The following is a 22498-nucleotide window of genomic DNA, read 5'->3' as shown; positions in this document are numbered from 1 at the left end:
GGATAATCTTAGTACACCTTTAGGACTCGGCCTTTCGTTGATTTACACATGGCTTGTCGTAGGGATCGCTATGCTTTACTGCATTGTATTATTGCTGAAAACAAAATAAATGACCAAATAAAAAGAGCCCCCACATTCTTCGCGGAGCTCTTTCCCAGTTATAGCTTTGTAGTTCTGTAGCTTCCCAATACTCGTACATCATGTCCGAAGGCTTCAAGTATCGTAATTGCTTTGTTCATTTTCTCTTCATGAAAACCATTTTGAGCTTCTACAAAAAAATGATACGTCCCAAGCTGCTTTTTCGTTGGTCTTGATTCAATCCACGTTAAGTTGATAGATAGCGCTGTAAATACGTTCAATATGGATGAAAGGACACCAGAATAATCTGATGTTGGTGAAATCAACAACATCGTTTTTGTGTTCTCGGGGTGAACTTTTTTATTCTCCTTGCTGATCACAACAAAGCGCGTATGGTTATTGCTGTTGTCTTGAATCCCACTTTTTATGATCTCTAGATCAAAGACTTCGGCAGCATATTTGGATGCAATGGCGGCAACATCTTTTCTTTCTTGATTGGTAACAGCTTGTGCCGCTGCAGATGTGCTATCATAATGCTTGCTCTTTACTTTTGCTTCCCTAATAAAATCTCTACACTGCGCGAGAGCAGGAACGATTGACCATACTTCACGTATCTCTTCTAATTGAGCTCCTTTTAATGACAGAAGGTGCAAGGAAACGGGAAAGATGATCTCAGCTTCTACAAAGAGATCATGTCTCAACAATCCGTCTGCCGTAATATTAATCGTGCCTTCAATTGAGTTTTCAATGGGTACGATCCCTTTATCTGCTATACCCTCTTCTACGGCTTCAAGTACATCTACAATAGAATCACATTTATGCCATTCATTTTTCTGATCTGCAAAATAACGAAAGGCAGCTTCTTCCGAGAAACTTCCCTGTGGACCTAAGTATGCAACTTTCATGACTGTGATAACGCCTGCCTTTAGCTTTTCATATCAGTATACAACGATTAAGGACGTACACCAACCTTTTTTCACTAAAAGATTTGCTTATTTAACTTCAACGACGATACAGCTGAATCTTTTTCCTCAATTTTCTTGTTTTTTGTACTGTTGTACAAGCCATTTTCACCAAGAACCATATATTGAAACAGAGGGGAGGTGATTACTTGGCTAAATTTCTTGATTTAAGAACAAGTCAAAATGCAAGTTACTCTAACTCGATTGCCCAACCGATTACTGTAGCAGGTGCTCCCCAATTATTCGGAAGAATCGGTTTAGGTACGGTTGGAGCTGGCCCTAATATTAGGGTGCTCTTACAAGGTGCCGTTTCGCTGCAGCTGCCATTACTTCCTGCCGTCACTACGATAACGATTCAAGTCGTGCGGGGTACAAGCCCAAACTCTCCTCTAGTTTATTCTGCCAGTGAAAATATGGACTTAAATATTTTAGGACCACAGACTTTTGCATTTAACGCGCTTGATTTTAATCCTCCAGCGGATATTCAACAAACATATTCAGCTTATATTTCAGTAAGTTTAGTTGGCGTTGTCCGAGTAGGACCTGAAAGCTTCTCTGGGGTTGCGGTAAGCGATTAACAATATAGAAACAACCTTCTTTGCGAAGGTTGTTTTTTTACAAGAATTATTGAAACAGAGAGGTGAATAAATGAGATTACAGGACATAAAGAAACCATATGATGCCGTAATCAGTCTTGGAAGTGAATGCGGTCCTGGTATACATCTTAGAAGACATTCCTTAAGAAAAGTAGCTTTTCCCTTTGATTGGGTTTGCTCGCATTCTTTAGCTGGAATCAATGAGCTTTTAAGGACCAGATTTAAGAAGTACATGAAGTTTAGAAATATGGAAAAGATTCATACTTACAAACCTGGTTATGTGCTAGATGATCAAGGTGTTACTACAGGTTCTCATTCTCACTTCATTAAGGATCATAAATACAACGTTATATCTGTACATGATTTCCCTATTATTCCAGAACAACATTGGATCTTAAATTATCTAAACTTTAGACGTACCATCAAACAACGAGTGCAGAGAATGTACGAATGGTTTAGAAAGAGCTCTTCTTTATTATTTATTAGATGGTCGGTTATTGATATCGATGAAGAGCAACTGAAAAAAGAAACTGCTGAATTAGAGATGGTATTATCCACATGTGTAAAAGGTGATTTTAACATTCTAATGATTTATCCTACAGACAAGGTAGGACAACTAACAGAAGTAAATTGGGGTATGAAGCATGTGTGTGTCATTTATGTACCTGTAAAAATAGATCCCATTACACATAATGATACTTGGGACCTTTTATTAAATGGCATATCAATAAAATATTAATTCTACAAAATGGGTGTGCAAGTTTATTCTAACGCTATCCAGGTTTTTCTGAATATATTTATAAAATCTAATAAAAAGTTTACAGCAGAAGGTTTCCTAGCTAGTCATCATGTGCTACGCTCTTATTTAGGATAATATAACTAGATTAGGATGTTTTTAAAGATGTGTGATGACCAAATAGCAATAAAGATTATAAAAAAATTAGGTCTATTGTTTGAAGAATATAAATGCTGTAAATGTGAAAAACACAAACAAAAGTTAGTACGCGATATTCAGCTTTTAGGTGAAAAACTAGAAGAAATTTAAGACTGTTTTATGAGTGAAGCTTAACATTTATACATGTTGAGCTTCTTGTCTTTTTAAAGCAAAAAAGCCGTCCAGAATCTGGACGGCTTTTTTGTGTTACTCGTTTGTTTCACTTTTAGGTTTTTCTTCTTCTTTGATGTTGTAATCATATTTAGAAGGATCAACTGGCTTGAATCCTTTTACTTTATGGAATCGAAGCAAGTCACCGTAAACGGTTCGGTCAGATAGATCCAACTTCGTCTCTGCTTCTTTTTCGATCGCTTTAATTTCTTTTGTTTCCTTAACAGACTCACCGGATTTAGAGTCGTAATATTTGCCATCAATTCCGGTTACAGTAGGTGAAACAAAATCACCATTACGCAACGGAAGGACTTGGTCATGATTCTTAGATAACAGATCCGTACCGAATTGAATATATTCTTTTGTATCCATTCCTAACAAGTGCATAAGCGTTGGACGAATGTCGATCTGTCCTCCGACTTTATCAATAGTCCCACCTTTTAATCCTGGTGCATGAATGAATAATGGCACCTTTTGAAGTTGTGTGTTCTCAAAAGGAGTGATCTCTTTTCCGAGTACTTTTGCCATTGATTTATTACGCGTCTCAGCGATTCCATAATGGTCACCATACATAACGACCATTGTATTATCGTATAGTCCAGCCTCTTTTAAGTCAGTAAAGAACTGTTGAAGAGCTTCGTCCATATATCTTGCCGTTTGGAAATAACGGTCTACCGTTCCATCTCCTGTTGTATGAGGCTCAATCGTTGCTTCCTCTTCTGTGATCGGATAAGGGAAATGGTTTGATAAAGTAATGAATTTAGAATAGAACGGCTGCTTTAACGATTTGAGCATCGGCATAGATTCTTCAAAGAACGGTTTATCTTTTAGACCATAGTTCTCTACATCTTCCTCGTTCATATCGTAATGTTCTGCATCAAAGAACTTTTGATAACCAAAGCGCTTATAGATCACATCGCGATTCCAGAAGGACTTGTAGTTACCATGGAATACGGCCGTCGAATAGCCTTGTTGTTCCATAATGGCTGGTGCCGCTTGATAAGTGTTTTCGCCTTTTGTTGTAAACGCTGTTCCTTGTGGTAATCCATATAACGAGTTCTCAATCATAAACTCAGCATCAGCTGTTTTACCTTGTGATGTTTGATGATAAAAATTGTTAAAATACAACGTGTTTTTATCTTGTGTTAACGAGTTTAAGAAAGGTGTTACTTCTTGTCCGTTCAATTTGTAATTAATCGCAAAATTTTGCAGAGACTCTAAGTGAAGATAGATGACGTTCATGCCTTTTGCTTTTCCAAAATATTCCGGATTAGGTTCAGCATAATTAGCCTTCACATAGTTCTCCACTTCTGTAACATCATCTGTATCAGCAAGTGCACGCTGAGCGGAAGATTTTGAGCTTAGGACCGCGTCATAGAGCGTGTAGTTATACATTCCTAAATATTTCACGATATAGTTTCGGTCAAACGTTCTAGTCAACAACTGCGGACGATCCATTTCCGCTAACAACAAGTTTGCAGATAATGCAATAACTGCAGCTAGACCAACCGTTAAGATACTTTTACCTTTTACTCTGATTGGTTCTGGATTAATTTTCTTTGTTAAGACTAATACTAATAATACAACGATATCTAGAAAAAACAGGACGTCATACGGATTGAACAGAGCTCCTATACTATTTCCGATTGTTCCTGCATTTTTTGTCTGCGTTAATGTTGGCAGCGTGATAAAGTCTGTGAAAAAGCGATAATAAAGCATATTTGCAAATAACATTAGAGTCATTGCTGTATTGATGATAATCATCCAAACGTATGATTTTCTTCCCTTTGCAAATAAGGCAAAGCCTACAAATAAGAGTGCTGAGCCAATTGGATTGATAAACAAGATGAATTCTTGAAATCCACCTTCAACTCCCAAATTAAATTCCGTTTTATAAGCGGCATAAGATTTTATCCAAACTAAAACAACTGTAAGCAGGAAAAATCCCATATGTTTGTTTAATAATTGTTTTTGGTTAATCATTCTCTCACCTCTGAAGTTTCAGTAACCAATCTATCATTCTAGTTTATTTTTAGATCTTTATCAATTACTTTCGCGGAAAACAATATAAAAGATAGTACACCTTATTAACTAAAAAGTCAACGAAACATACCTTCCTCTATTTCCATGAGATATTATGGATATCAGAAAAAGCTACTCTACTTGAGCAGCTTTTTATCTATATGTCCGTCATGTATTTTTATGTTATTACGTACCACAAAATGTTCGATAAGGTCCTTCTGTTTCGGGTGGTAATGTAGTGTATTCTTCTTGTTTCTTAGAGTAATCGTACGGTACTGATAAAACATTGTGAAGTTTTTTCAGCACACTGTAATCACCGTTTCCAGCTGCTTGAATAGCCTCTTCCACCCTATGATTTCTTGGAATGACAGCTGGGTTGCTGTTTCGCATCAACTGAATAGATTCTTCTTTCGACTCTGACTGCCTTGCTTTTCTTTCTTCCCATTTATGGACCCATATCTTAAAGTCCTCTGCTTCAAAAAGTGCAGAACACTCTTTTTCACCTAATGTTAAAGAACGAAATGTATTTGTATAGTCAGCTTTATAGGTAGTCATGAGTGAAAGTAGTTCTTCTATAAGAGATTGATCTTCTTTCTCTTCATTATATAGTCCAAGCTTTGATCGCATACCTCTAAAATAGTTAGCATGATATAGATCAGAGAATCCATATAGAACTTCTTGTGCCAATTCAACTGCCTTTTCTTGTTCATCGTGTAAGAGTGGCAATAATGTTTCAGCGAATCGAGCAAGATTCCAACCTGCAATACGAGGCTGGTTAGCGTAAGCATAACGCCCTTCTCTATCAATTGAACTGAAAACAGTTAGTGGATCATATTTGTCCATGAATGCACAAGGACCATAATCAATCGTTTCTCCGCTGATTGTCATATTGTCGGTGTTCATAACGCCGTGGATAAAACCAACAAGCTGCCACTTCGAAATTAAATACGCCTGCTGTTCAATCACTTTTTTGAGTAAGCTCAAATATGGATTGCCGTCACTCTCCACTTCAGGATAATGGCGCTTCAAACTATAATCTGCTAACTCTTTCAATTCATCGAGTGTTCCCCATTTTGATGCAAACTCAAACGTACCCACTCGTAGATGGCTTGACGCTACCCTGGTCATGATTGCTCCTGAAAGAGCCGTTTCACGCATGATTGATTCACCAGTGGTCACAACCGCTAGACTTCGGGTCGTTGGAATGCCTAATGCGTGCATCGCTTCACTCACAATATATTCACGAAGCATCGGACCAAGAGCTGCCCGTCCGTCTCCTCCTCTAGAATAGGGAGTCCTTCCTGAACCCTTTAGTTGAATGTCAAAACGTTTCCCATCAGGAGTGATCTGCTCTCCTACCATTAATGCTCGTCCATCACCTAACATATTAAAATAACCAAACTGATGTCCCGCATAGGCTTGCGCTATAGAAGATCCACCTTCCGGAAGCTCGTTGCCTGCAAATACGTTTACAGCATCTTCATCTCGAAGGAATTCTGCGTTCAATCCAAGAGACATAGCCACCGATTCATTAAGCACAACTAATTTTGGTGAAACAACTGGATTTGGGTATATGATAGAGAAAAATTTATCTGGAAGTTCAGCATAACTGTTATCTAAATTCCAGCCTTTTACTTTCGTCATGAGAAGAACACCTTCTTTTATATGATTATATCCTTGATTTCTAATTCCACCTTAACATATTAGATCTGTCCTTGTTTGTTATCTGTATATTACTCTGATTAGAAAGTAATTGATCATAAGAAAACTCGGAAAAATTTAATCCGAGTTCTGTCTAAACGATATCATTCCTTAAGCACTTAGTTTTTTCATAATAGCTGATGGATTAGAAGTAAACAAAATATAGGTTTGTTTTTTTGTCTCAATAAAAACCCGATCTGTCATTCCATACGGGAAACCGATACGGATAGCTTCCTTATTTTCTCCACCATATGTATCGTCTAATCCTACATTAAGAATTTCATCGGCAGGAATCTCTACCCTTAATAGCTGCCATCGAATAATAAAGTTGTTATCTATCTTTTTTACACTAACCTCAATCATTACTCTCCACCCCAGTTTTTTGTCTTATTATTTAATACGTTATAGGTGATGGAAAGTTTCGGTAATCGTTATCTAAAGCTGAATGATTGCATGTTTATTTAAGAATAATTCTAAAATCTTTGTATATATTTCTGGTTGCTCTGAATGCACTAAATGAGATGCATAAGGGATAATCGAAACATGAACATGTTTATTTAACTTTGGATAGATAATTGCCCCTTTTGTTTCATTAACACTACCTTCTCCAACTAAAAATAAAATAGGTAGACTCATCTCTTTCAATCCACTAGTTTCTTTAAAAGGATACCAATCTTCTTTTCTACCCATAAGAATAAACTGCTTCCATCCTTCACCATGGAGATTATTAAAATAATCGATTATTTCTTGATTCTCTAAGATACTCGATTGATTTGCTACGTCTTTTTGATGTAGTTCTAACCAGTTAGAAGGCTTTTCTGGTAAAACACCTGAAATTGTTAATGACTGAACTTTATGGGGATAATTTTGTGAAAGAATCAAACCCACTAATGCACCTAGCGAACAACCAACTATGTGCGCTTTTTTTATTTGTAAATGTTCCATTGTTTCTAGGAGGTCAGTGGCAGAGTCTTGAAAGAAATTAGAACAATCATTTGTAAATGACTTTCCATGACCTCTTAAATCAGGTTTAATTACTTTATAGTTGTTTTTAAAATATTCACTTTGGTATTCATAATCTGTATTACCTGTTTGTAAACCTGTATGCAGGAAGATTACAGGTTCTCCCATTCCTATAACTTCAGTATGTAATATCATTTAGTCCCCCATAGTTTGAGAATTCTTGAGATAACTTATTACTCTTTTCTACAAATGTCTCACTTAATTTCCGAATCCACCATTACGCCAAGCTAATCCGACCAACTCCATAAGTAAAAGAGGAACTGCGAGAATGAGCGCTGCTGTAATTGCCAATCCCCGAATACCGATCTTTTTAGGTGACCGAAATGCAAAATACATGGCAGAGAGTACTCCTACCCACAAGATAAACCGCAAATACTCTATAGAAAAGGCATATGTTTGTATAAAAAGAAAGAAAGCGACTGTAGTAGCACTTAAGAGTAACGAAATATAACTGTATTTTTCACTCAAAATAAACACCTCCTAATAGTCCATCGAATTTGCTGATTTCAAAAGATCCTCCATCTTAAATTCAGAACCCATCAACATCATCCCGTAATAAACATCGTCTTTCCTCCAACGAATGGCCATAACTTCAGATGATTCAGCTTCAATAACAACCTCAGTTCCATCTTTCAATTTTGTTGTCTTCTTCTCACCTTCATCATTAAAAGTTGCCTTTTTATTTAGAAACGTGGTTACATGAAGGACAGAACCTTTTTCATTACCATAAATAAATTCAGTATGTAAGATATCCCCTTTTGGATCTCCCGCCGGTTCTGCAGCATATGTTAATTGGACATCTTTTGGCTGAAAAGGAAGAAAATCTGGTGCTGCCATTTTATTCTGCACCTCTGTCGACATTTGCTCTATCTCTTTCTTTACACTCGGATAATTCATTTTCAGCTTTTCTACGGCTCCTTTTTCACTGCAAGCTGCCAACATGATTAAAAGTAAAAAGCCAAGTATTTTTTTCATACAATCACCTCTAATTTTCTATATTCTCCTTTTGGAATTTAATTCCTGTTACTGTAAATCACATTTATTAGAATGAAAAAAAGCTCAGAGTCACCATGACCCTAAGCTTTACCACAAACCTATATTTAATAATGTTCTATAAGATGAATTCCATTGATATTCTTGTATTTTTATACCCTAATTTCTTATATAACTGATAAGCGGCTTCATTTTCCCCAAAAACACTTAACCCCATAGAGTCTATACCTGACTGTTTTAACATACTTTGAAGCTTTTCTAATGTACCTTTTCCGTATCCTTTTCTTCTATAGAGCTCGTCTATGAAAATATGATACACGTAGGCTTGATTGATTTCTGGTATCAATCCATACCAGAGGATTCCTACTTTTTCATTGGTTTTGGAGTCTTTAATTTTGTATAAATACTGACCTTCAGTAAACAACCCATCTTTCCATAGGTCCTTCATCATCATTTCTGATTCTTCTAATGCTGACTGTAACGATAGGTTAAAGTTCTTAGTGATTTCAAGGGCATAATCTGAAATCATGAATGTTTGATATTCCTTAAATTCTTGCTCAGTTAGTAGGTTTAAATGAATCATGCTATCTCTCCATTCTATTTTTTTATCATTAGAAGGGAGTAAACAGAGACATCATTCATAGAGAATCGGTGAAAATAAACATTAACCCTTCATGAATAAACATCTTTGTCTACTCATGAGACCATGTTACACAATTTGTATGTGACATTCTTATATGCTCCTTTAGCTTTCATATTCCAATAGAGTTAATGTTAACATAAAAATCCAATAAATGACTCAGTCCATTATTGAACCGCACGTTACATTCATAACGGCACCCGTTATTGCGCTTGCTCGGTCAGAAGCAATAAATACTGCTGCATCTGCAACTTCCTTTAATTTTGGAAGACGTCCTAGTGCTGTTCCTTCCTCCATATACGCCTGAATCTCATTATTATCTGGTTTCCATGTTTCTGGAATAGCGTCTGATCTTATAGCTACGACACGAATGCCTTTTGAACCGAGCTCACCGGCTAAGCTCCTTGTAAATCCTTCAATGGCTGAACATGCGGTCGCAAAACCTCCTGTTAAATGATAGGTTCGGTCTCTACCTGACAATGCTGCAGTTGAAGCAGAAAGAGTTAGGATAACCCCTGATTTTTGGTTGATCATATGCTTTGCCGCTGCAGTACTTGTTAGAAAATGAGTCTGGACACCTGTCAGAATAGGAGTCATAAAGTCTTCCTTTGACATTTCAATTAGTGGAGTTCCTTGAAGGTCCCCACGTATTCCTATTGCATTAAAGGAAATATCTATTTGTCCCACATGTTGTACGATTCGATCCAGATGTCCTACTATTTCATTTTGATTCAGTGCATCTACTTTTGTAACTTTTGCTTTGCCTCCAGCATTTGTTATCTCATCTGCTACAATTTGAAGAGAATCCATAGATCTTCCAGCCAGAAATACAGAAGCTCCTTCTTTTGCAAAAGCGCGCGCAACAGCACCGCCAATTGCACCACCAGCACCATAAACGACTGCGATTTTGTTTTTCAACAACATCTTCAGTCCTCCTTTTTTCATTCTTTCAATCAGTATTGCACCTAAACCGAAACTTTCATTCTTCTTATCCTCATCTCATTCAATAAAAAAAGTACATCCTCCTTCTTGGAGAATGTACTGACCGTTATCTATTTTAAAGACTTAACTTTTCTTTCACTTCTTTAATTTGTAGGATATGTCGTTGTTCATGATAGGCCACAAATGGAATCCATTGTTTTAAACTTATGTCACCGAAGATAGGATGAGGATAGCCTTTTGCTTCTAAATCTTTTGCATCAGCAGTCTTCTCGATATCTAGTAAATTTTTATGTGTCGCAGCCAATTTCATTTTTAGCTCTTCAATAGATGCATATTCTGAAGTTGGCACTGCAAATTCTGGAGCATCTACTTTAATATCTCTATTAATTGTTGCTTCGATCGGCTTCTTTTCTGCGTTTACCACTTTACCATTTTGGAGTTGATGGTTAATATTTTTTGCGATTCCACCTTCCATTAAATATAGATGTTCTAAAATTTGCTTAATGGACCATTCATTTTCCGAAGGTTTTTGATTTAGATTTTCGTCATTTATTCCTTCCACTTCTGCAAACAAATCTTGGCGTATCTTATCATTAATTAGCATCTCTTCATCACCTTTAATGTATATGACTTGTCCTCGTAGTGTAGCATAATCAACTGCCATAATTCTCGTTTGAGAACTTTATCTCATCGTTTATCTAATAGATTCCTAATCATTTCAATACTTGTTCCGATATAACAAAGGGTTCTTGATGAAATAAATTTAATTATTATAGGAGTCACGTTTTATGTCTATCAAAATTCAAACGTATCTGTCCGTGAGCATCTCATTGATCATATTAGCCACATCATTATTTCTTAGTATCTTTATCAGTGATAAATCTAGCGAATTATTAGAAAAAGAAATAGGTAATTCTTTAGCTTCTTCAGCTTTTCAACTATCCCACAACCTTGATTCTTTTATGTGGTCCAGATACCAGGAACTACAAGTTTTGAGTGAACAGGAAGTTCTGAAAGACCCAAGAAGAATAAATGAAGCACAATTTCTGATCGATCAGCTTCAAAATAAAATTCCCTCCTTCTCTTGGGTTGGAATAACGAATCAACAAGGAGTCATTCAAGCTTCAACAAAGAAACTTCTCATCAACCAAGATATATCTGCTCGTCCCGTTTTTCAAAAAGCAACTGAACAGCCTTTTATCGGTGATGTTCATGATGCCCTTTTGTTATCCAAACTGATTCCAACCAAGGATGGTTCACCTTTACAATTAGTTGATATCAGTACACCATTAACAGATAAAAATGGTGTTTTCCAAGGTGTGTTAGCCGCCCATCTCAGCTGGGAGTGGTCTAAAGAAGTGGAAGCTGCGATTCTAAAGCCCATTAAAGAGCAGAAAAAAGATGTGGAAGTGTACATAATCAGTAAAGAAGATACAGTATTATTAGGCCATAAAAATGATCTAGGTAAAAAAATAAAGATAAGTGATCTCGATAATAAAGGAAAGAGAAACGAGTGGAATTTTGTACGTTGGCCAGATGGAAAAGAGTATGTGACAGGCTATGCTTTTGGCTACGGATATCAAAATTATCCAGGATTAGGCTGGACGGTTGTCATTCGCCAATCAGAACAAGCGGCTTATGCATCCGTCCAATATCTGCAAACATTCATTTTAGTCTGTGGTATTGTGATTTCTCTACTTATGGCTGTAATAGGATGGTTTATCACTAAGAGAGTTTCTCGTCCTCTTTTTGACTTGGCTATTTCTGCTGACAAGTTGAAAGATGGTGAGATCGTAGAGATTCCTTTGTTGCGCGGAATCAAAGATATAGAAGTTCTAAGTTCTTCTTTTAGAAGCTTAATCTCATCATTAAAACAAACAGAAAAACAGTTAGACAAGATGGAGAACATGGCACATACCGACTTTCTGACAAGTATGCCGAATCGGTTAGCTCTTTTAGAGTACATGAATTCAGTTCGCTTTGATTGTTCTAATGGTAGCTATGGGGTGCTTTATTTGGACCTGGACGGTTTTAAATCAATCAATGATTCACATGGACATCATGCAGGAGATCTACTTTTAATAGAAGTTGGTAAGCGTATCATTGATTCATTAATAAAGAAGGAACATTTTGCAGCACGTTTGGGTGGAGATGAATTTGTAGTTGTACTTCCGATCCAGGAGAATTATCTGAATGAAATAACCGAGATCTCACAATTCCTCATAGACACTCTTAACCGACCATTTCTTATTCAGGAACATTCTATAAAAATTGGATGCAGCATGGGATCAGCAGAATGGGTAGCTCAGGACGTTTCACCACAAACCATACTTGAATATGCAGATGAGGCATTATACGTTTCAAAGAACACAGGCAAGAATAAGTTGAGTTTTTACCCATTTCGAAAAACATCATAAGCTTGATTCTAATGAAGAGAGCATCCGAATGAAGTCATCCGGATGCTTTTTGTACTTATTTACTTTAATTGGCTAATGAATGGACCATAATTTCTTGGAGTACGTTGCACAGATACCCATTTTAGAGTAGTAAATTCTTCTAACACCCACTCACCATTAAATCGGCCAAGTCCTGAATCTTTTTCTCCACCAAATGGCATGTGAGGTTCATCGTTAACTGATTGATCGTTGATGTGAATCATACCTGTATGAATGTCATGAGCTATGTTTGTTGCATGTTCAATGTTTTTAGAATGAACGGCACCGCTTAGACCGTACGGATAAGCATTTGCCATTTGAACAACGTCTTCATCTTTTTCAAATGGAATTAGTATAGCTACTGGTCCAAAGATTTCATTCTTGGCTAACGGCATTTCGTTATTCACATCTGTTATTACAGTAGGTTCTAAAACATTTCCGTTTGCATCTCCACCAATGCGAATCTTCGCACCCTGTAAAACACTGTCTTCAATATCTTTTAAGATTCGATCAACTTGGTCTCTATTGATTAATGGACCTACGTTCGTATCTTTTTTGGACGGATCACCAAATTTCAGATTGTTTGCTCGTTGAACAAAGGTTTCTGCAAATTCTTCATAAATGTCTTGATGCACAAAGATACGATTGATCGCCATACAGATTTGCCCTTGATGATAGAACTTTCCAAACAGCGCTGAATCTACCGCTTGATCAATATCTGCTTCTTTTAAGGCAATAAATACGTTATTTCCGCCTAACTCAAGAGCAGATTTCTTTAAGTTCTTACCAGCAAGTTCACCGATGTGTCTTCCGACTTCCGTTGAACCTGTAAACGAGATCAGACGTGGAGTTGGATGTGTAACAATTTCATCCCCAATTTCTGAACCGCGTCCTACAATAACGTTTATCAGACCTTTTGGAAGGCCAGCCGCTTCAAAAATACTCGCAAAGATTAATCCACCTGTAACTGGCGTGTCTGTAGCTGGTTTAATTACGACAGCATTTCCAGTCGCGATGGCAGGTGCGATGGATCGAATAGCCAGATGGAACGGAAAATTCCAAGGACTGATAATTCCAATTACACCTAATGGATTACGGTACACTCTATTTTCCTTCCCTGCTGTTTGTGATGGAAGAATCTTTCCTTCCATACGATAAGGATATGTTGTTGATTCTTTTAAAATATTGATAGATGCCCGAAATTCTGAGATAGCTTTCATATACGTTGAGCCTGATTCTTTGATGATCCAATCAATAATAAGCTCCTCATTCTCTTGCATAACGTCAGCTACTTTTTCTAAAACAGCACGCTTGTTTTGTGGAAGTTCGTTTGCCCATTCAGCTTGAGCAATTCTCGCCGCTTCATAAGCTTCGTCCAAGTCTTCTTTCGTGGCAGCTTGAATCGTAACAAGCTCTTCTTCTGTGAACGGATTCGTGTTTTTCATGAAGCTATCACTGCTTCCTTTTCTCCATTCGCCGTTAATATATATATTTGAAAAATCGGTGTTCATTTTATTCATCTTCATTTCCACTCCTTTTACTTACAAAAGATTAGTTAAGACCTTACTCCTATTTTCAGACGATGTAAATCAATCTGCTTATTACTTTACCCAAATACATATAGATACTACACATAATTAGTTGATCTAAAGTGTTTAACGGTACGTGCTTTTATATTTGTTACATGTTCACCGATAAAAGGAGTGTAATCACCTAAGAATTATTTTGAGCACCGGTAAACACTTAACTTTCACTCATAATGTTAACCTATTCACCTGAGATCAAGGCACCTTCACCTGAACATATACTGTTTAATGTTGCAGGCGTACTCAGCTACTACATTCTGAACCTAATCCTTAAAGAAAAAGAAAAAACCGACACTAAATGGGGTATTAATCATACCCAAAGTGTCGGTTTTATAAAAATATTTTAAGCTGTAACTGACTTTGTTGATGTTTTGTTACCTTTTTCAATCTTATTTACTGCTTCAGCACTTGTATCGACCCGTTTGACGAAAAAGGCTAGCATTAAAGCAACAATGTTAATTCCGAATGCTACAAAGAATGAGTATTGAATACCTGACAGAAGAGCCTGTTGTGTTAAAGCAGCGGTTGAGGCTTCGGTAATCGTCGCTGGATCTACTCCGCTCATTAAGCTTTCTGCTTCAGTTTTCGTAACAGTGTTCATAATCGTAACAAGGATTGCTGTACCGATTGAACCTGAAACTTGCTGTGCTGTATTATTAACGGCTGTACCGTGCGGATTTAAGCTCGTTGGAAGCTGATTAAGACCATTCGTCATAATCGGCATCATGACCATTGATAATCCAAACATGCGCATGGAATAGATCAGTATGATGTAAGAATAAGCCGAATCAGCTTGTAAGTGAGCGAGCATATAAGTTGAAACCGCAGTGATTGAAAGTCCGACAACCGCTAAAGCACGCGGTCCAAATTTATCAAAAAGTTTACCAGTAATCGGAGACATGATACCCATAATGATTGCTCCAGGAAGCATCATCAACCCTGAATCTAACGGCGATATGCCTCGCACGCTTTGGACGTAAGCTGGTGTTAAAATCATGCCTGAAAACATGGCAACTGCATTAACAATCGCAATAACGGATGCAAGAGCAAACATTGGATACTTATACACTCGAATGTTCAACAATGGTTCATCTAACTTAAGTTGTCGTAGGATGAAAATAATTAACGCTATACCACCAATGATTAGTGTTGATAGAACAACCGTATCTGTCCATCCGTCCGAACTCGCTGTGCTACATCCGTAAAGAATGCCACCAAAACCGATGCTAGACAACACGAGTGAAAGATAATCTAGTGAAACATTTTTGTTTTGCTTCATCACGTTTTCAAGCTTCCACACTGCAAATAGTAAACTCAGGATAGCTAAAGGCAGAATCATTTCAAAAAGCAGACGCCAGTCGTAGTATTCTACAATATACCCCGACAAAGTTGGACCGATTGCAGGAGCTGTGATCATAACCAAACCAAAGATCCCCATCGCAATGCCTCGTTTTTCGCGTGGAAAACTAACGAGCATAACGTTCATTAGGATTGGTCCCATCACAGATGAACCTACAGCTTGCACCATTCGTCCAGTTAATAACAAACCAAAGTTAGGAGCAAAAGCCGATAGCGCTGTACCGATTGTAAAGATGGACATCGCTGTAATAAATAACATTCTATTTGAGAATCGAGTTATTAAAAATGCCGAAGCCGGTATCAAAACACCGCTCACTAGCATGAATCCGGTTACCAACCATTGAACGGTCGAATAGTCTTTAACATTTAAATCCACCATGATGGTAGGCAATGCTACGTTCAGCAATGAATTGTTTAAGAAAGCTACGAACGCTCCAACGAACAAGATCGCAAGCATCAAATAGGGCGGTTTTTTATGTTGTAAAGTGGAATCTGTATTCCCCATGTCATTTCTCCTCTGTATTAAAATAATTACTTAACTTTATTAAGTTTATACCCTCAGTATAAAAATATCAACACTTTTATACCGTTAGTCTAAAAGCGTTGTGTTTCCATCTCAAGAAATTTATACTAGCTATAAGGGTTGGACTTAGGAGGAACAAATGAATAACAGGAAAAGAAAAGTTGCTGACACCGCTTTAAAGCTTTTTATAGAAAAAGGTATTCAGCAGACTTCTATACAGGAAATCATTGATAAAGCAAATATATCTAAAGGTACGTTCTATAACTATTTCTCATCAAAAAGTGACTGCATCGCAGACATATTAGAATTTTTACGCTATGACGCCAGTCAACAGCGAATAGCCGTTCAGATAGGTAAGGATACAGGCGATCGGGATGTTTTCATTGAACAAATTGTAATCATTATGCGATTAAACCAGGAAAGAAACCTTCAGCCACTTTTTGAAGCGATTCTATCTTCTAATGAAGCTGACCTCAAAAAACTCGTTATGCAGCACCGGTTATATGAGATGGAATGGATATCCGATCGTTTTATTGAGATCTTAGGCGACGAAGTTCGGGAGCATGTTTTTGAAGCTACCATCCTGTTCTTCGGAATGATGCACCATATGTTGTTTACACTAAAAATTACAAATACGACATACTCCTTAGAGCATGTCGTTGATACACTTCTTTCTTATATTGAATTGATCGTACCGAAGATGATGACGAACGAATCTGTTCTCATCCCTCTTTCAGCTATTGATTTACTTCGTACAAACGCAAATAAAAAACAAGTTAAAATAGATGACATTCTATCACTCGCTGATCAACTGCAGCAGGATTATACCTTTACAGAAGAACAGCAAGACCTTTTTGATGCGGTCATGAGTGAACTTCAACGTGAGCGTATTCGTAAGATTGTTCTTCAGCCATTATTGAAGCCATTTCAAAAGTGCTTTGAAGAATCACCTATTTCTTCTCAAGCCCAAACGTTTACTAATTTGGTATGGTACTTTTTAAGAAATCTGAGTTAAAGAAGAAGGCTGGTCGGTGTATTCCTTCCGATCAGCCATTTTATGTTTGCACAGGAGTCATGCAACGGACAGCCATGAGTGCTTGGAGTTTCAACATATTTACGCTTTAGAAAAATTTTCTTCAAGACGTTCTATACTAAGCAAAAGCCAAGCTACTGCGTCTAGCAGCTAGCTTGGCTTTATTGTTACGAGTTAATGTTTTAAAGCTGGAAAATGCGGTATCACTTCTTCACCTAGTTCTTGTATAACTTCCTTCGCTGGTCTTTCACTATCAAAAAGCGCAAAGAACAAGTGATTTACTCCAGATTTTTTATACACTTGCAACAGCTCGATCAATGGATTGCGGCCAATTCTAAATCCTAATCGAATCGGTTTCGGAGCTTCATTAGGATCTTCTGCTAGATCAAGATGCATCGGCTGAGTGAATGGTTTGAACGTATCAGGATGATAACCCTCTACTAATTCTCTCCATCTCTTGATCGTTACTTCTTGATATTTTGGACTGCGAGGATAGTACATCCACCCATCTCCATGCTCTGCAAACCACTCCATTTCCTGTTGTGCATAGCCTGTAATAAATGTTGGAATTCGTTTTGTTGGCTTAGGTACAAGGTTCGATCCTTGCACGATTCCTCGAGATGAACGGATACTAGGATACTCTTTGTATAGCACCTCGTTAAGATATTGAAAAGCCTCCACAAACGCTTCCCCTCTTGTTTCGTGCGATACTCCCAATGCTGAGAAATCAGCACGCCTGTCACCTGAAGATACACCGAGTAATACACGTTCTGGGAACAATTGATCCAATGTTGCGATCTCTTTTGCAACACGCAACGGATGCCTTAACGGTAAGACTGCAGCTGCTGTTCCTAGAGCGATTTCGTTCGTCTGACTTGCTAAATAAGTCATATAGATCATCATATCGTAAATCTGTCCTACCGCTGGATCTCCAAAATTCGGATCTTCCAAAAGAACATCACGAAACCATAAACTTGTAAAACCTAATTGTTCAGCTAACTGCGACATTTCAACTTGTTGTTCCATCGTCGGTGTGGCAAATCTATAATTCTCAAGAGGTATGTGTAGTCCAAGTGTTAATTCACCCTCTTTATACATTCGATTATAAGAACGATGATACTTGAATGGATTCATTGTTTGTCGTGCCCTCCTATAAAAAAATGTCCTTTATGATTGCAATCATACGCTCTTTAACCAAAATTAAAAGTACGCACTTTCAAGTACGGTAGGCACTTTCAGGTAACATTTGTTTAAATAAACACACTCATAGCAAAAAAAACCGACAGCAAAAAGGTCTGTAAAAACCTTTTCGTGTCAGCTTTCTTAAACATTCTAGTTATTTTGTTTCCATTCTTCAGCTAATAGACCATATATCACATGATCAACATAATGATCATAAAGCCATTCTGCCTGTCGAATCTTGCCCTCTTCCTGAAATCCTAGCTTTTCAGGAATCGCACGGCTTTTTTTATTTTTTTCAGCTACTCGTATTTCAATTCGATTAAGATCGAGTTCATGGAAGCCATATTTTATATAAGCTTTACACGCTCTCATCATAATTCCTTTTCCTTGAAATTCTTGACCGAGCCAATATCCCATAACACCGATCTTATGTAACCTACTAATTTCGTTAAACCCAATAATTCCAGCGATTTTTCCTTTGTAGATGATTGCTGTAGTCTTTGGATAGCCCCCTGTTTCTTTTACTCCGTTTAAGGTTGCTTTTATAAAGGCTAAGGAGTCCTCTTCTTCATTTGTATAATCTAACCAGCCTAACCATTCTTTCAAATATTCTTTAGATTGTATGGTTAGTTGGAAGAACTCTGTTGCATCTTTTTCATTAAACAATCGAAGAGATAGCTCTTCGTCAATTTTATAGACAAACATAACCTCTGACCCCTTTTTTCCTAATTTTAGCACAAATTGCTCGGGTTAGAGATAAAAAGAACTATCTATATAATTCGATTCATTCAGAATTATTAATTCTAAATATATTGAATTATAAATTTCATTGTTTTAGAATAAAACTAGAATACATTACTTTTTGGAGGTAACTATGAAAAATATACATTCTCCTCACTCTCAGGAAACTGTTAATTTATCTATCGAAAGTTCACCGATATGGGAGCTAGCTTTAGGAATTGCGGGTTATACATATGCGAAGTTGCGTCACACATTTGAGCAAGATGAACAGTGGACGAATCGAAAGTCCTTAATGACTGTATCCTTGGAGAACAATTTAGATAAAATCGAGCAGACAAATTTGTGGTATGGAATGATCATGCTGCAGAACAAGGTTTCAGCTTCTTCAATTGGAGAATTTTCAGTCAAGGTTTCTGAATTACCATCTACCGTTTTCTATGAAACACTTTTACCTTATAAAAATCGTTCATATGAGTCGCACAGAACTGAGACAGCGAAATGTTATGAACAGCCTGATGCTTTCTATCAATATGCGTCTCTATTTAAAGGACACGACTATTTAGAGGGATATGTACGAACGCTTGGGAGTATTAGCCGCGATGAACTGCACTCCTTGCTAACTGATACACTTTCGGAATGGTACAACTGGCTCAGCCAAAATACGGATTGGGAAAAATGGATGCAAGCTCTCTCATTTGAAAAAAAACAGCATGGTCTTCTTGATAACCAAAAACCATTAGAAGAAATTGAACGTGTTACAAGAGGCGCAAAATACGTACCAGAACCTTCCGTTTGGAACATAAAACTCATTCCACATGTCTCGTACAGACCATGGATTTTGGAACAGAAAACAACAGATACAAAGCTGATCTTCTATCCATTAACTGATGAAGCATTATTAGAGCCCGGTTCTCCTCCAAACGAGCTTGTACGAGGTCATAAGGCACTAGGTGACGAGCTGCGATTAAAGGTATTGTATCAACTAATGAGAGGACCACTCTCTCTTCAAGAATTAACCATTCAGTTCAACGTATCAAAAACAACTCTACATCACCAGCTTTCACTTTTAAAAGCTGCTAAATTTGTTAAGGTTGAAAAAGGTATTTATTCAGCTAACACACACCAGATTCATTCGTTCTCCAACCAACTTCAGCACTATTTAGGAGAAAAGACGAATGAAGAATAAGTCATTATCCAGACCATTTAAAGCTCTCTGGATCGGAGAAATCATATCCGAATTCGGAGGTGCTGCCGGTGGAATTATAAACGGGCTTCTATTGTTTGAGATTACAGGTTCAAAAGAGTGGATGGGAGCACTTTGGCTAGTTTATTTTCTTCCTTCCTTAATTCTGCAAGGAATTAGTGCTCCGTTCTTAAATCACGTTATCAAAGAACGAATGCTTAAAAATATTCAACGGGTCCGCTCATTTGCTTATATCCTTCCTTTGATCGGATACGTAAGTGGTACAGAAATGGGTACGATAGCTGGATTAGTAGTATTGCAATGTGTGTTGGGACTTTTGCAGCCGATCTACGCTAGTCTTTCGTTTTCCTTACTACCCGACCTTTGTGAAGAAAAAGAATTAGTTTCAGCCAACAGCATACTCGACGGAACTATGCGCCTCATGAGTTTTATCGCACCAGGCGTTACATCCTTACTTCTCTTAGTCAGTCCTCTATATATCATCTATGGGTTGTCCAGTCTTATGTTCTTACTTAGCTCAATATCGCTTTCTCAAATTCCTCAAATAAGCACAAAAAGAGTAGCGACATGGTCAAAAAAGTTCTGGTGGCAAGAAACAAAAGCTGGGTATCAAACTTTCATTCAATTCCCACAGCTATTAAGACTTACTCTATTATCATCTTCTGTTCAATTTGCAGTGGGAGCTACTTTGGTATTAAACGTGCCTTTTATAAGAGGAGAATTATCCGGAGAAGCTTGGGAATATGCCATTTTCGCGGGAATGTTTCCGATCGGATATGCGCTTGGCATGCTACTTCTTACAAAGTTACCTAAGAACAACAAAACCATGTACGTTGGTCTTTTAGGCGGTGGATTGTCTTTCATCGCGTTATACTTTGCACCTACCATTTATATTGCATGGGGATGCGAGCTTTTAGGAGGAATCTTATTCCCTATGTTCAATGCGCAAAGCTCTGCTCTATTTCAACAGAAAGCCCCTAGAGAACGCTTAACACAATTAAGCGCGGTAAGGTTACTTTTTCTCCGTATAACCATGCCACTCGGAATTTTATTTGCTTCTTCCAGTTTCTTAGGAATGAGTACGCGCATGACTTACCTTCTTATTGGAGTGATTATTGCCGTTCCAGGTATATATTACTTAATACGTACCCGTTTGCAGATTGACGATAATGCTATAGAGGATCAAGTAAAAAGAACAAGTTAAATGACAAAGGCTGCCTAAAAATTAAGAACACTTAATTTGGGCAGCCCATTCTTCACTTTTGGTGTAAACTAGTTTTACTTCCTTTTTCAAGACATATGACCTAAGGAATTAATACAATCTTTCCTAACTTTCCAGCTTTCTTAAAATACGTTTGAGCTTCTCTCGCCTCTTGGAGAGGAAACGTTCGATCTATAACTGGCACGATCTTGCCTTGGGAAATCGCTTGAAGCATTCGAACAAATTCAGTCCTTGTTCCTAAGACAGAACCATAGAGTGTTATGTGTTTTAAATATAAGGTTCTAAAATCAAGTTCTGTTTTCTGTCCACCGGCAGATCCTGAAATACAGAACTTGCCTCCATTTTTTAATGCTTGGAGAGAAATAGAAAACAACGCGTCCCCAACTACATCTAATACAGAGTCAATTGGACCCCCGTTTATTTGTTGAATTTCATTTGCAAGGTCACTCGATTTGTATGACAAGACATGAGTTGCCCCGAGTTCTTTTAGTTTTCCCTCTAACGTTAGGTCACCTACTACCGCAATTACTTTAGCACCAAAAACTTTAGCAGCAATCTGTACATTCAGTGAGCCTACACCACCGTTGGCACCTGTTACAAGGATGGTCTCATTCGGTTGGATTTGTATCTGTTCAACCATGTGCCAAGCAGTTAAACCACTCACTGAGAAAACTGCACTTTCTGTGAAACTTTGTAAAGGCATATCAAAACACAGTTCAGCTGGCCACACTACGTATTCAGCATATCCTCCGTCATACTCTGACCCTATAAAAGACATATCATCAGAAATATGTTCGCAGCCGTCTTCTCCAGTTGATGTAAAAGGGAACAGAACAACATCCTTTCCTATCATAGAAGTCGCAACCTGTTTACCTGTTTTCACAACTGTACCTGTAATATCGGATCCCGGAATTCTCGGAAATTGAACGCCTTCTGGACGCCATCCAGATTTGGAATCCTTCCCATATGCTCCTTCTCTCATCCAAATTTCAGTATTATTGATGCCACAAGCCTTTACCTGTACCAATACTTCATTTTCTCCTGGCTCTGGAATGTCTATTTCTACAACTTCTAATTTGTTTACATCCCCATAACCAGTCACTTGAACGGCTTTCATATCATCAATTCCTTTTCAATACATATTTTTACAT

22 protein-coding genes are annotated in these 22498 nt (G+C 37.6%); 7 read left to right on the top strand and 15 right to left on the bottom strand.

The genetic code is table 11. The features are described 5' to 3' along the window. Positions 1 to 158: 158 nt before the first annotated feature. Positions 159 to 983: a prephenate dehydratase gene (pheA, locus tag IHV10_RS03100; RefSeq protein ID WP_197127280.1), complete on the bottom strand. Its 825-nt coding sequence runs from the start codon at positions 981 to 983 to the stop codon at positions 159 to 161. A gap of 206 nt (positions 984 to 1189) precedes the next feature. On the opposite strand from pheA, the gene IHV10_RS03095 reads away from it, so the two are divergent. The 3 genes from IHV10_RS03095 to IHV10_RS03085 all read left to right on the top strand — a co-directional run bounded on the left by IHV10_RS03095 (position 1190) and on the right by IHV10_RS03085 (position 2681). Beyond that, positions 1190 to 1618: a hypothetical protein gene (locus IHV10_RS03095; protein ID WP_137790116.1), complete on the top strand. Its 429-nt coding sequence runs from the start codon at positions 1190 to 1192 to the stop codon at positions 1616 to 1618. A 70-nt stretch (positions 1619 to 1688) separates the two neighbouring features. Further along, a complete protein-coding gene (locus IHV10_RS03090; protein WP_197127279.1) occupies positions 1689 to 2375 on the top strand; it encodes a DUF1796 family putative cysteine peptidase in 687 nt (228 codons plus the stop codon). Between the two features lie 162 nt (positions 2376 to 2537). Continuing rightward, entirely contained in the window at positions 2538 to 2681 is a 144-nt protein-coding gene (locus tag IHV10_RS03085) for a hypothetical protein (protein WP_197127278.1), read from the top strand. Positions 2682 to 2777: 96 nt separating this feature from the next. On the opposite strand, the gene IHV10_RS03080 is transcribed toward IHV10_RS03085, so the two are convergent. From IHV10_RS03080 to IHV10_RS03040, 9 genes are all read right to left on the bottom strand, one after another. Continuing rightward, complete coding sequence (locus IHV10_RS03080; RefSeq protein ID WP_197127277.1) at positions 2778 to 4724, bottom strand: LTA synthase family protein; 1947 nt, start codon at positions 4722 to 4724, stop codon at positions 2778 to 2780. 225 nt (positions 4725 to 4949) lie between these two features. Then, positions 4950 to 6407, bottom strand: a complete 1458-nt coding sequence (locus tag IHV10_RS03075) for a protein adenylyltransferase SelO (RefSeq protein ID WP_197127276.1) — start codon at positions 6405 to 6407, stop codon at positions 4950 to 4952. A gap of 168 nt (positions 6408 to 6575) precedes the next feature. Next, positions 6576 to 6827 (bottom strand): hypothetical protein, encoded by a 252-nt coding sequence (locus IHV10_RS03070; protein WP_197127275.1) that lies wholly within the window; start codon positions 6825 to 6827, stop codon positions 6576 to 6578. Between the two features lie 72 nt (positions 6828 to 6899). Continuing rightward, positions 6900 to 7622: an alpha/beta fold hydrolase gene (locus IHV10_RS03065; protein ID WP_197127274.1), complete on the bottom strand. Its 723-nt coding sequence runs from the start codon at positions 7620 to 7622 to the stop codon at positions 6900 to 6902. 63 nt (positions 7623 to 7685) lie between these two features. Further along, complete coding sequence (locus IHV10_RS03060; protein WP_197127273.1) at positions 7686 to 7955, bottom strand: hypothetical protein; 270 nt, start codon at positions 7953 to 7955, stop codon at positions 7686 to 7688. Between the two features lie 12 nt (positions 7956 to 7967). Continuing rightward, positions 7968 to 8462: a hypothetical protein gene (locus tag IHV10_RS03055; RefSeq protein ID WP_197127272.1), complete on the bottom strand. Its 495-nt coding sequence runs from the start codon at positions 8460 to 8462 to the stop codon at positions 7968 to 7970. A gap of 136 nt (positions 8463 to 8598) precedes the next feature. After that, entirely contained in the window at positions 8599 to 9063 is a 465-nt protein-coding gene (locus tag IHV10_RS03050; protein ID WP_197127271.1) for a GNAT family N-acetyltransferase, read from the bottom strand. A 216-nt stretch (positions 9064 to 9279) separates the two neighbouring features. Continuing rightward, the gene (locus IHV10_RS03045; RefSeq protein ID WP_197127270.1) at positions 9280 to 10044 is read right to left on the bottom strand and encodes an SDR family NAD(P)-dependent oxidoreductase; all 765 of its coding nucleotides are present in this window, start codon (positions 10042 to 10044) and stop codon (positions 9280 to 9282) included. 133 nt (positions 10045 to 10177) lie between these two features. Then, the gene (locus IHV10_RS03040) at positions 10178 to 10666 is read right to left on the bottom strand and encodes a DinB family protein (RefSeq protein WP_197127269.1); all 489 of its coding nucleotides are present in this window, start codon (positions 10664 to 10666) and stop codon (positions 10178 to 10180) included. 184 nt (positions 10667 to 10850) lie between these two features. Here IHV10_RS03040 and IHV10_RS03035 point away from each other — a divergent pair, with 184 nt between their 5' ends. Then, the gene (locus IHV10_RS03035) at positions 10851 to 12479 is read left to right on the top strand and encodes a sensor domain-containing diguanylate cyclase (protein ID WP_197127268.1); all 1629 of its coding nucleotides are present in this window, start codon (positions 10851 to 10853) and stop codon (positions 12477 to 12479) included. A gap of 59 nt (positions 12480 to 12538) precedes the next feature. Here IHV10_RS03035 and IHV10_RS03030 read toward each other — a convergent pair whose 3' ends face one another. Beyond that, positions 12539 to 14008, bottom strand: coding sequence for an aldehyde dehydrogenase family protein (locus IHV10_RS03030; RefSeq protein ID WP_197128175.1), 1470 nt, complete (start codon positions 14006 to 14008; stop codon positions 12539 to 12541). Between the two features lie 418 nt (positions 14009 to 14426). Further along, positions 14427 to 15947, bottom strand: a complete 1521-nt coding sequence (locus IHV10_RS03025) for an MDR family MFS transporter (RefSeq protein ID WP_197127267.1) — start codon at positions 15945 to 15947, stop codon at positions 14427 to 14429. Between the two features lie 157 nt (positions 15948 to 16104). Here IHV10_RS03025 and IHV10_RS03020 point away from each other — a divergent pair, with 157 nt between their 5' ends. Next, positions 16105 to 16980, top strand: a complete 876-nt coding sequence (locus tag IHV10_RS03020) for a TetR/AcrR family transcriptional regulator (RefSeq protein ID WP_197127266.1) — start codon at positions 16105 to 16107, stop codon at positions 16978 to 16980. A gap of 192 nt (positions 16981 to 17172) precedes the next feature. On the opposite strand, the gene IHV10_RS03015 is transcribed toward IHV10_RS03020, so the two are convergent. Further along, the gene (locus IHV10_RS03015) at positions 17173 to 18132 is read right to left on the bottom strand and encodes an LLM class oxidoreductase (RefSeq protein ID WP_197127265.1); all 960 of its coding nucleotides are present in this window, start codon (positions 18130 to 18132) and stop codon (positions 17173 to 17175) included. 198 nt (positions 18133 to 18330) lie between these two features. Further along, a complete protein-coding gene (locus IHV10_RS03010; RefSeq protein WP_197127264.1) occupies positions 18331 to 18885 on the bottom strand; it encodes a GNAT family N-acetyltransferase in 555 nt (184 codons plus the stop codon). A 169-nt stretch (positions 18886 to 19054) separates the two neighbouring features. Here IHV10_RS03010 and IHV10_RS03005 point away from each other — a divergent pair, with 169 nt between their 5' ends. Both IHV10_RS03005 and IHV10_RS03000 read left to right on the top strand, forming a co-directional pair. Further along, entirely contained in the window at positions 19055 to 20107 is a 1053-nt protein-coding gene (locus IHV10_RS03005) for an ArsR/SmtB family transcription factor (RefSeq protein ID WP_197127263.1), read from the top strand. Continuing rightward, a complete protein-coding gene (locus IHV10_RS03000) occupies positions 20097 to 21329 on the top strand; it encodes an MFS transporter (RefSeq protein ID WP_197127262.1) in 1233 nt (410 codons plus the stop codon). Before IHV10_RS03005 ends, IHV10_RS03000 begins: the two co-directional genes overlap by 11 nt. A gap of 100 nt (positions 21330 to 21429) precedes the next feature. Here IHV10_RS03000 and IHV10_RS02995 read toward each other — a convergent pair whose 3' ends face one another. Continuing rightward, positions 21430 to 22464 carry a zinc-binding dehydrogenase gene (locus IHV10_RS02995; RefSeq protein WP_197127261.1) on the bottom strand — a complete coding sequence of 345 codons (1035 nt, stop codon included), beginning with the start codon at positions 22462 to 22464 and terminating at the stop codon, positions 21430 to 21432. Positions 22465 to 22498: the final 34 nt, after the last annotated feature.

It is taken from the genome of Fictibacillus sp. 5RED26 (assembly GCF_015903895.1).
Taxonomy (GTDB): domain Bacteria; phylum Bacillota; class Bacilli; order Bacillales; family Fictibacillaceae; genus Fictibacillus; species Fictibacillus phosphorivorans.
This window is presented reverse-complemented; position numbering and strand designations above follow the sequence as displayed.

Bases quoted from the DNA above. Each gene is read 5' to 3' on its own strand.
- IHV10_RS03065 (WP_197127274.1), bottom strand. From the start codon at position 7,622: ATGATATTACATACTGAAGTTATAGGAATGGGAGAACCTGTAATCTTC.
- IHV10_RS03010 (WP_197127264.1), bottom strand. From the start codon at position 18,885: ATGTTTGTCTATAAAATTGACGAAGAGCTATCTCTTCGATTGTTTAAT.
- IHV10_RS03020 (WP_197127266.1), top strand. From the start codon at position 16,105: ATGAATAACAGGAAAAGAAAAGTTGCTGACACCGCTTTAAAGCTTTTT.
- IHV10_RS03040 (WP_197127269.1), bottom strand. From the start codon at position 10,666: ATGCTAATTAATGATAAGATACGCCAAGATTTGTTTGCAGAAGTGGAA.
- IHV10_RS03025 (WP_197127267.1), bottom strand. From the start codon at position 15,947: ATGGGGAATACAGATTCCACTTTACAACATAAAAAACCGCCCTATTTG.
- IHV10_RS03080 (WP_197127277.1), bottom strand. From the start codon at position 4,724: ATGATTAACCAAAAACAATTATTAAACAAACATATGGGATTTTTCCTG.
- IHV10_RS03055 (WP_197127272.1), bottom strand. From the start codon at position 8,462: ATGAAAAAAATACTTGGCTTTTTACTTTTAATCATGTTGGCAGCTTGC.
- IHV10_RS03075 (WP_197127276.1), bottom strand. From the start codon at position 6,407: ATGACGAAAGTAAAAGGCTGGAATTTAGATAACAGTTATGCTGAACTT.
- IHV10_RS03030 (WP_197128175.1), bottom strand. From the start codon at position 14,008: ATGAACACCGATTTTTCAAATATATATATTAACGGCGAATGGAGAAAA.
- pheA (WP_197127280.1), bottom strand. From the start codon at position 983: ATGAAAGTTGCATACTTAGGTCCACAGGGAAGTTTCTCGGAAGAAGCT.
- IHV10_RS03035 (WP_197127268.1), top strand. From the start codon at position 10,851: ATGTCTATCAAAATTCAAACGTATCTGTCCGTGAGCATCTCATTGATC.
- IHV10_RS03000 (WP_197127262.1), top strand. From the start codon at position 20,097: ATGAAGAATAAGTCATTATCCAGACCATTTAAAGCTCTCTGGATCGGA.
- IHV10_RS03005 (WP_197127263.1), top strand. From the start codon at position 19,055: ATGAAAAATATACATTCTCCTCACTCTCAGGAAACTGTTAATTTATCT.
- IHV10_RS03045 (WP_197127270.1), bottom strand. From the start codon at position 10,044: ATGTTGTTGAAAAACAAAATCGCAGTCGTTTATGGTGCTGGTGGTGCA.
- IHV10_RS03070 (WP_197127275.1), bottom strand. From the start codon at position 6,827: ATGATTGAGGTTAGTGTAAAAAAGATAGATAACAACTTTATTATTCGA.
- IHV10_RS03015 (WP_197127265.1), bottom strand. From the start codon at position 18,132: ATGAATCCATTCAAGTATCATCGTTCTTATAATCGAATGTATAAAGAG.
- IHV10_RS03085 (WP_197127278.1), top strand. From the start codon at position 2,538: ATGTGTGATGACCAAATAGCAATAAAGATTATAAAAAAATTAGGTCTA.
- IHV10_RS03050 (WP_197127271.1), bottom strand. From the start codon at position 9,063: ATGATTCATTTAAACCTACTAACTGAGCAAGAATTTAAGGAATATCAA.
- IHV10_RS03090 (WP_197127279.1), top strand. From the start codon at position 1,689: ATGAGATTACAGGACATAAAGAAACCATATGATGCCGTAATCAGTCTT.
- IHV10_RS02995 (WP_197127261.1), bottom strand. From the start codon at position 22,464: ATGAAAGCCGTTCAAGTGACTGGTTATGGGGATGTAAACAAATTAGAA.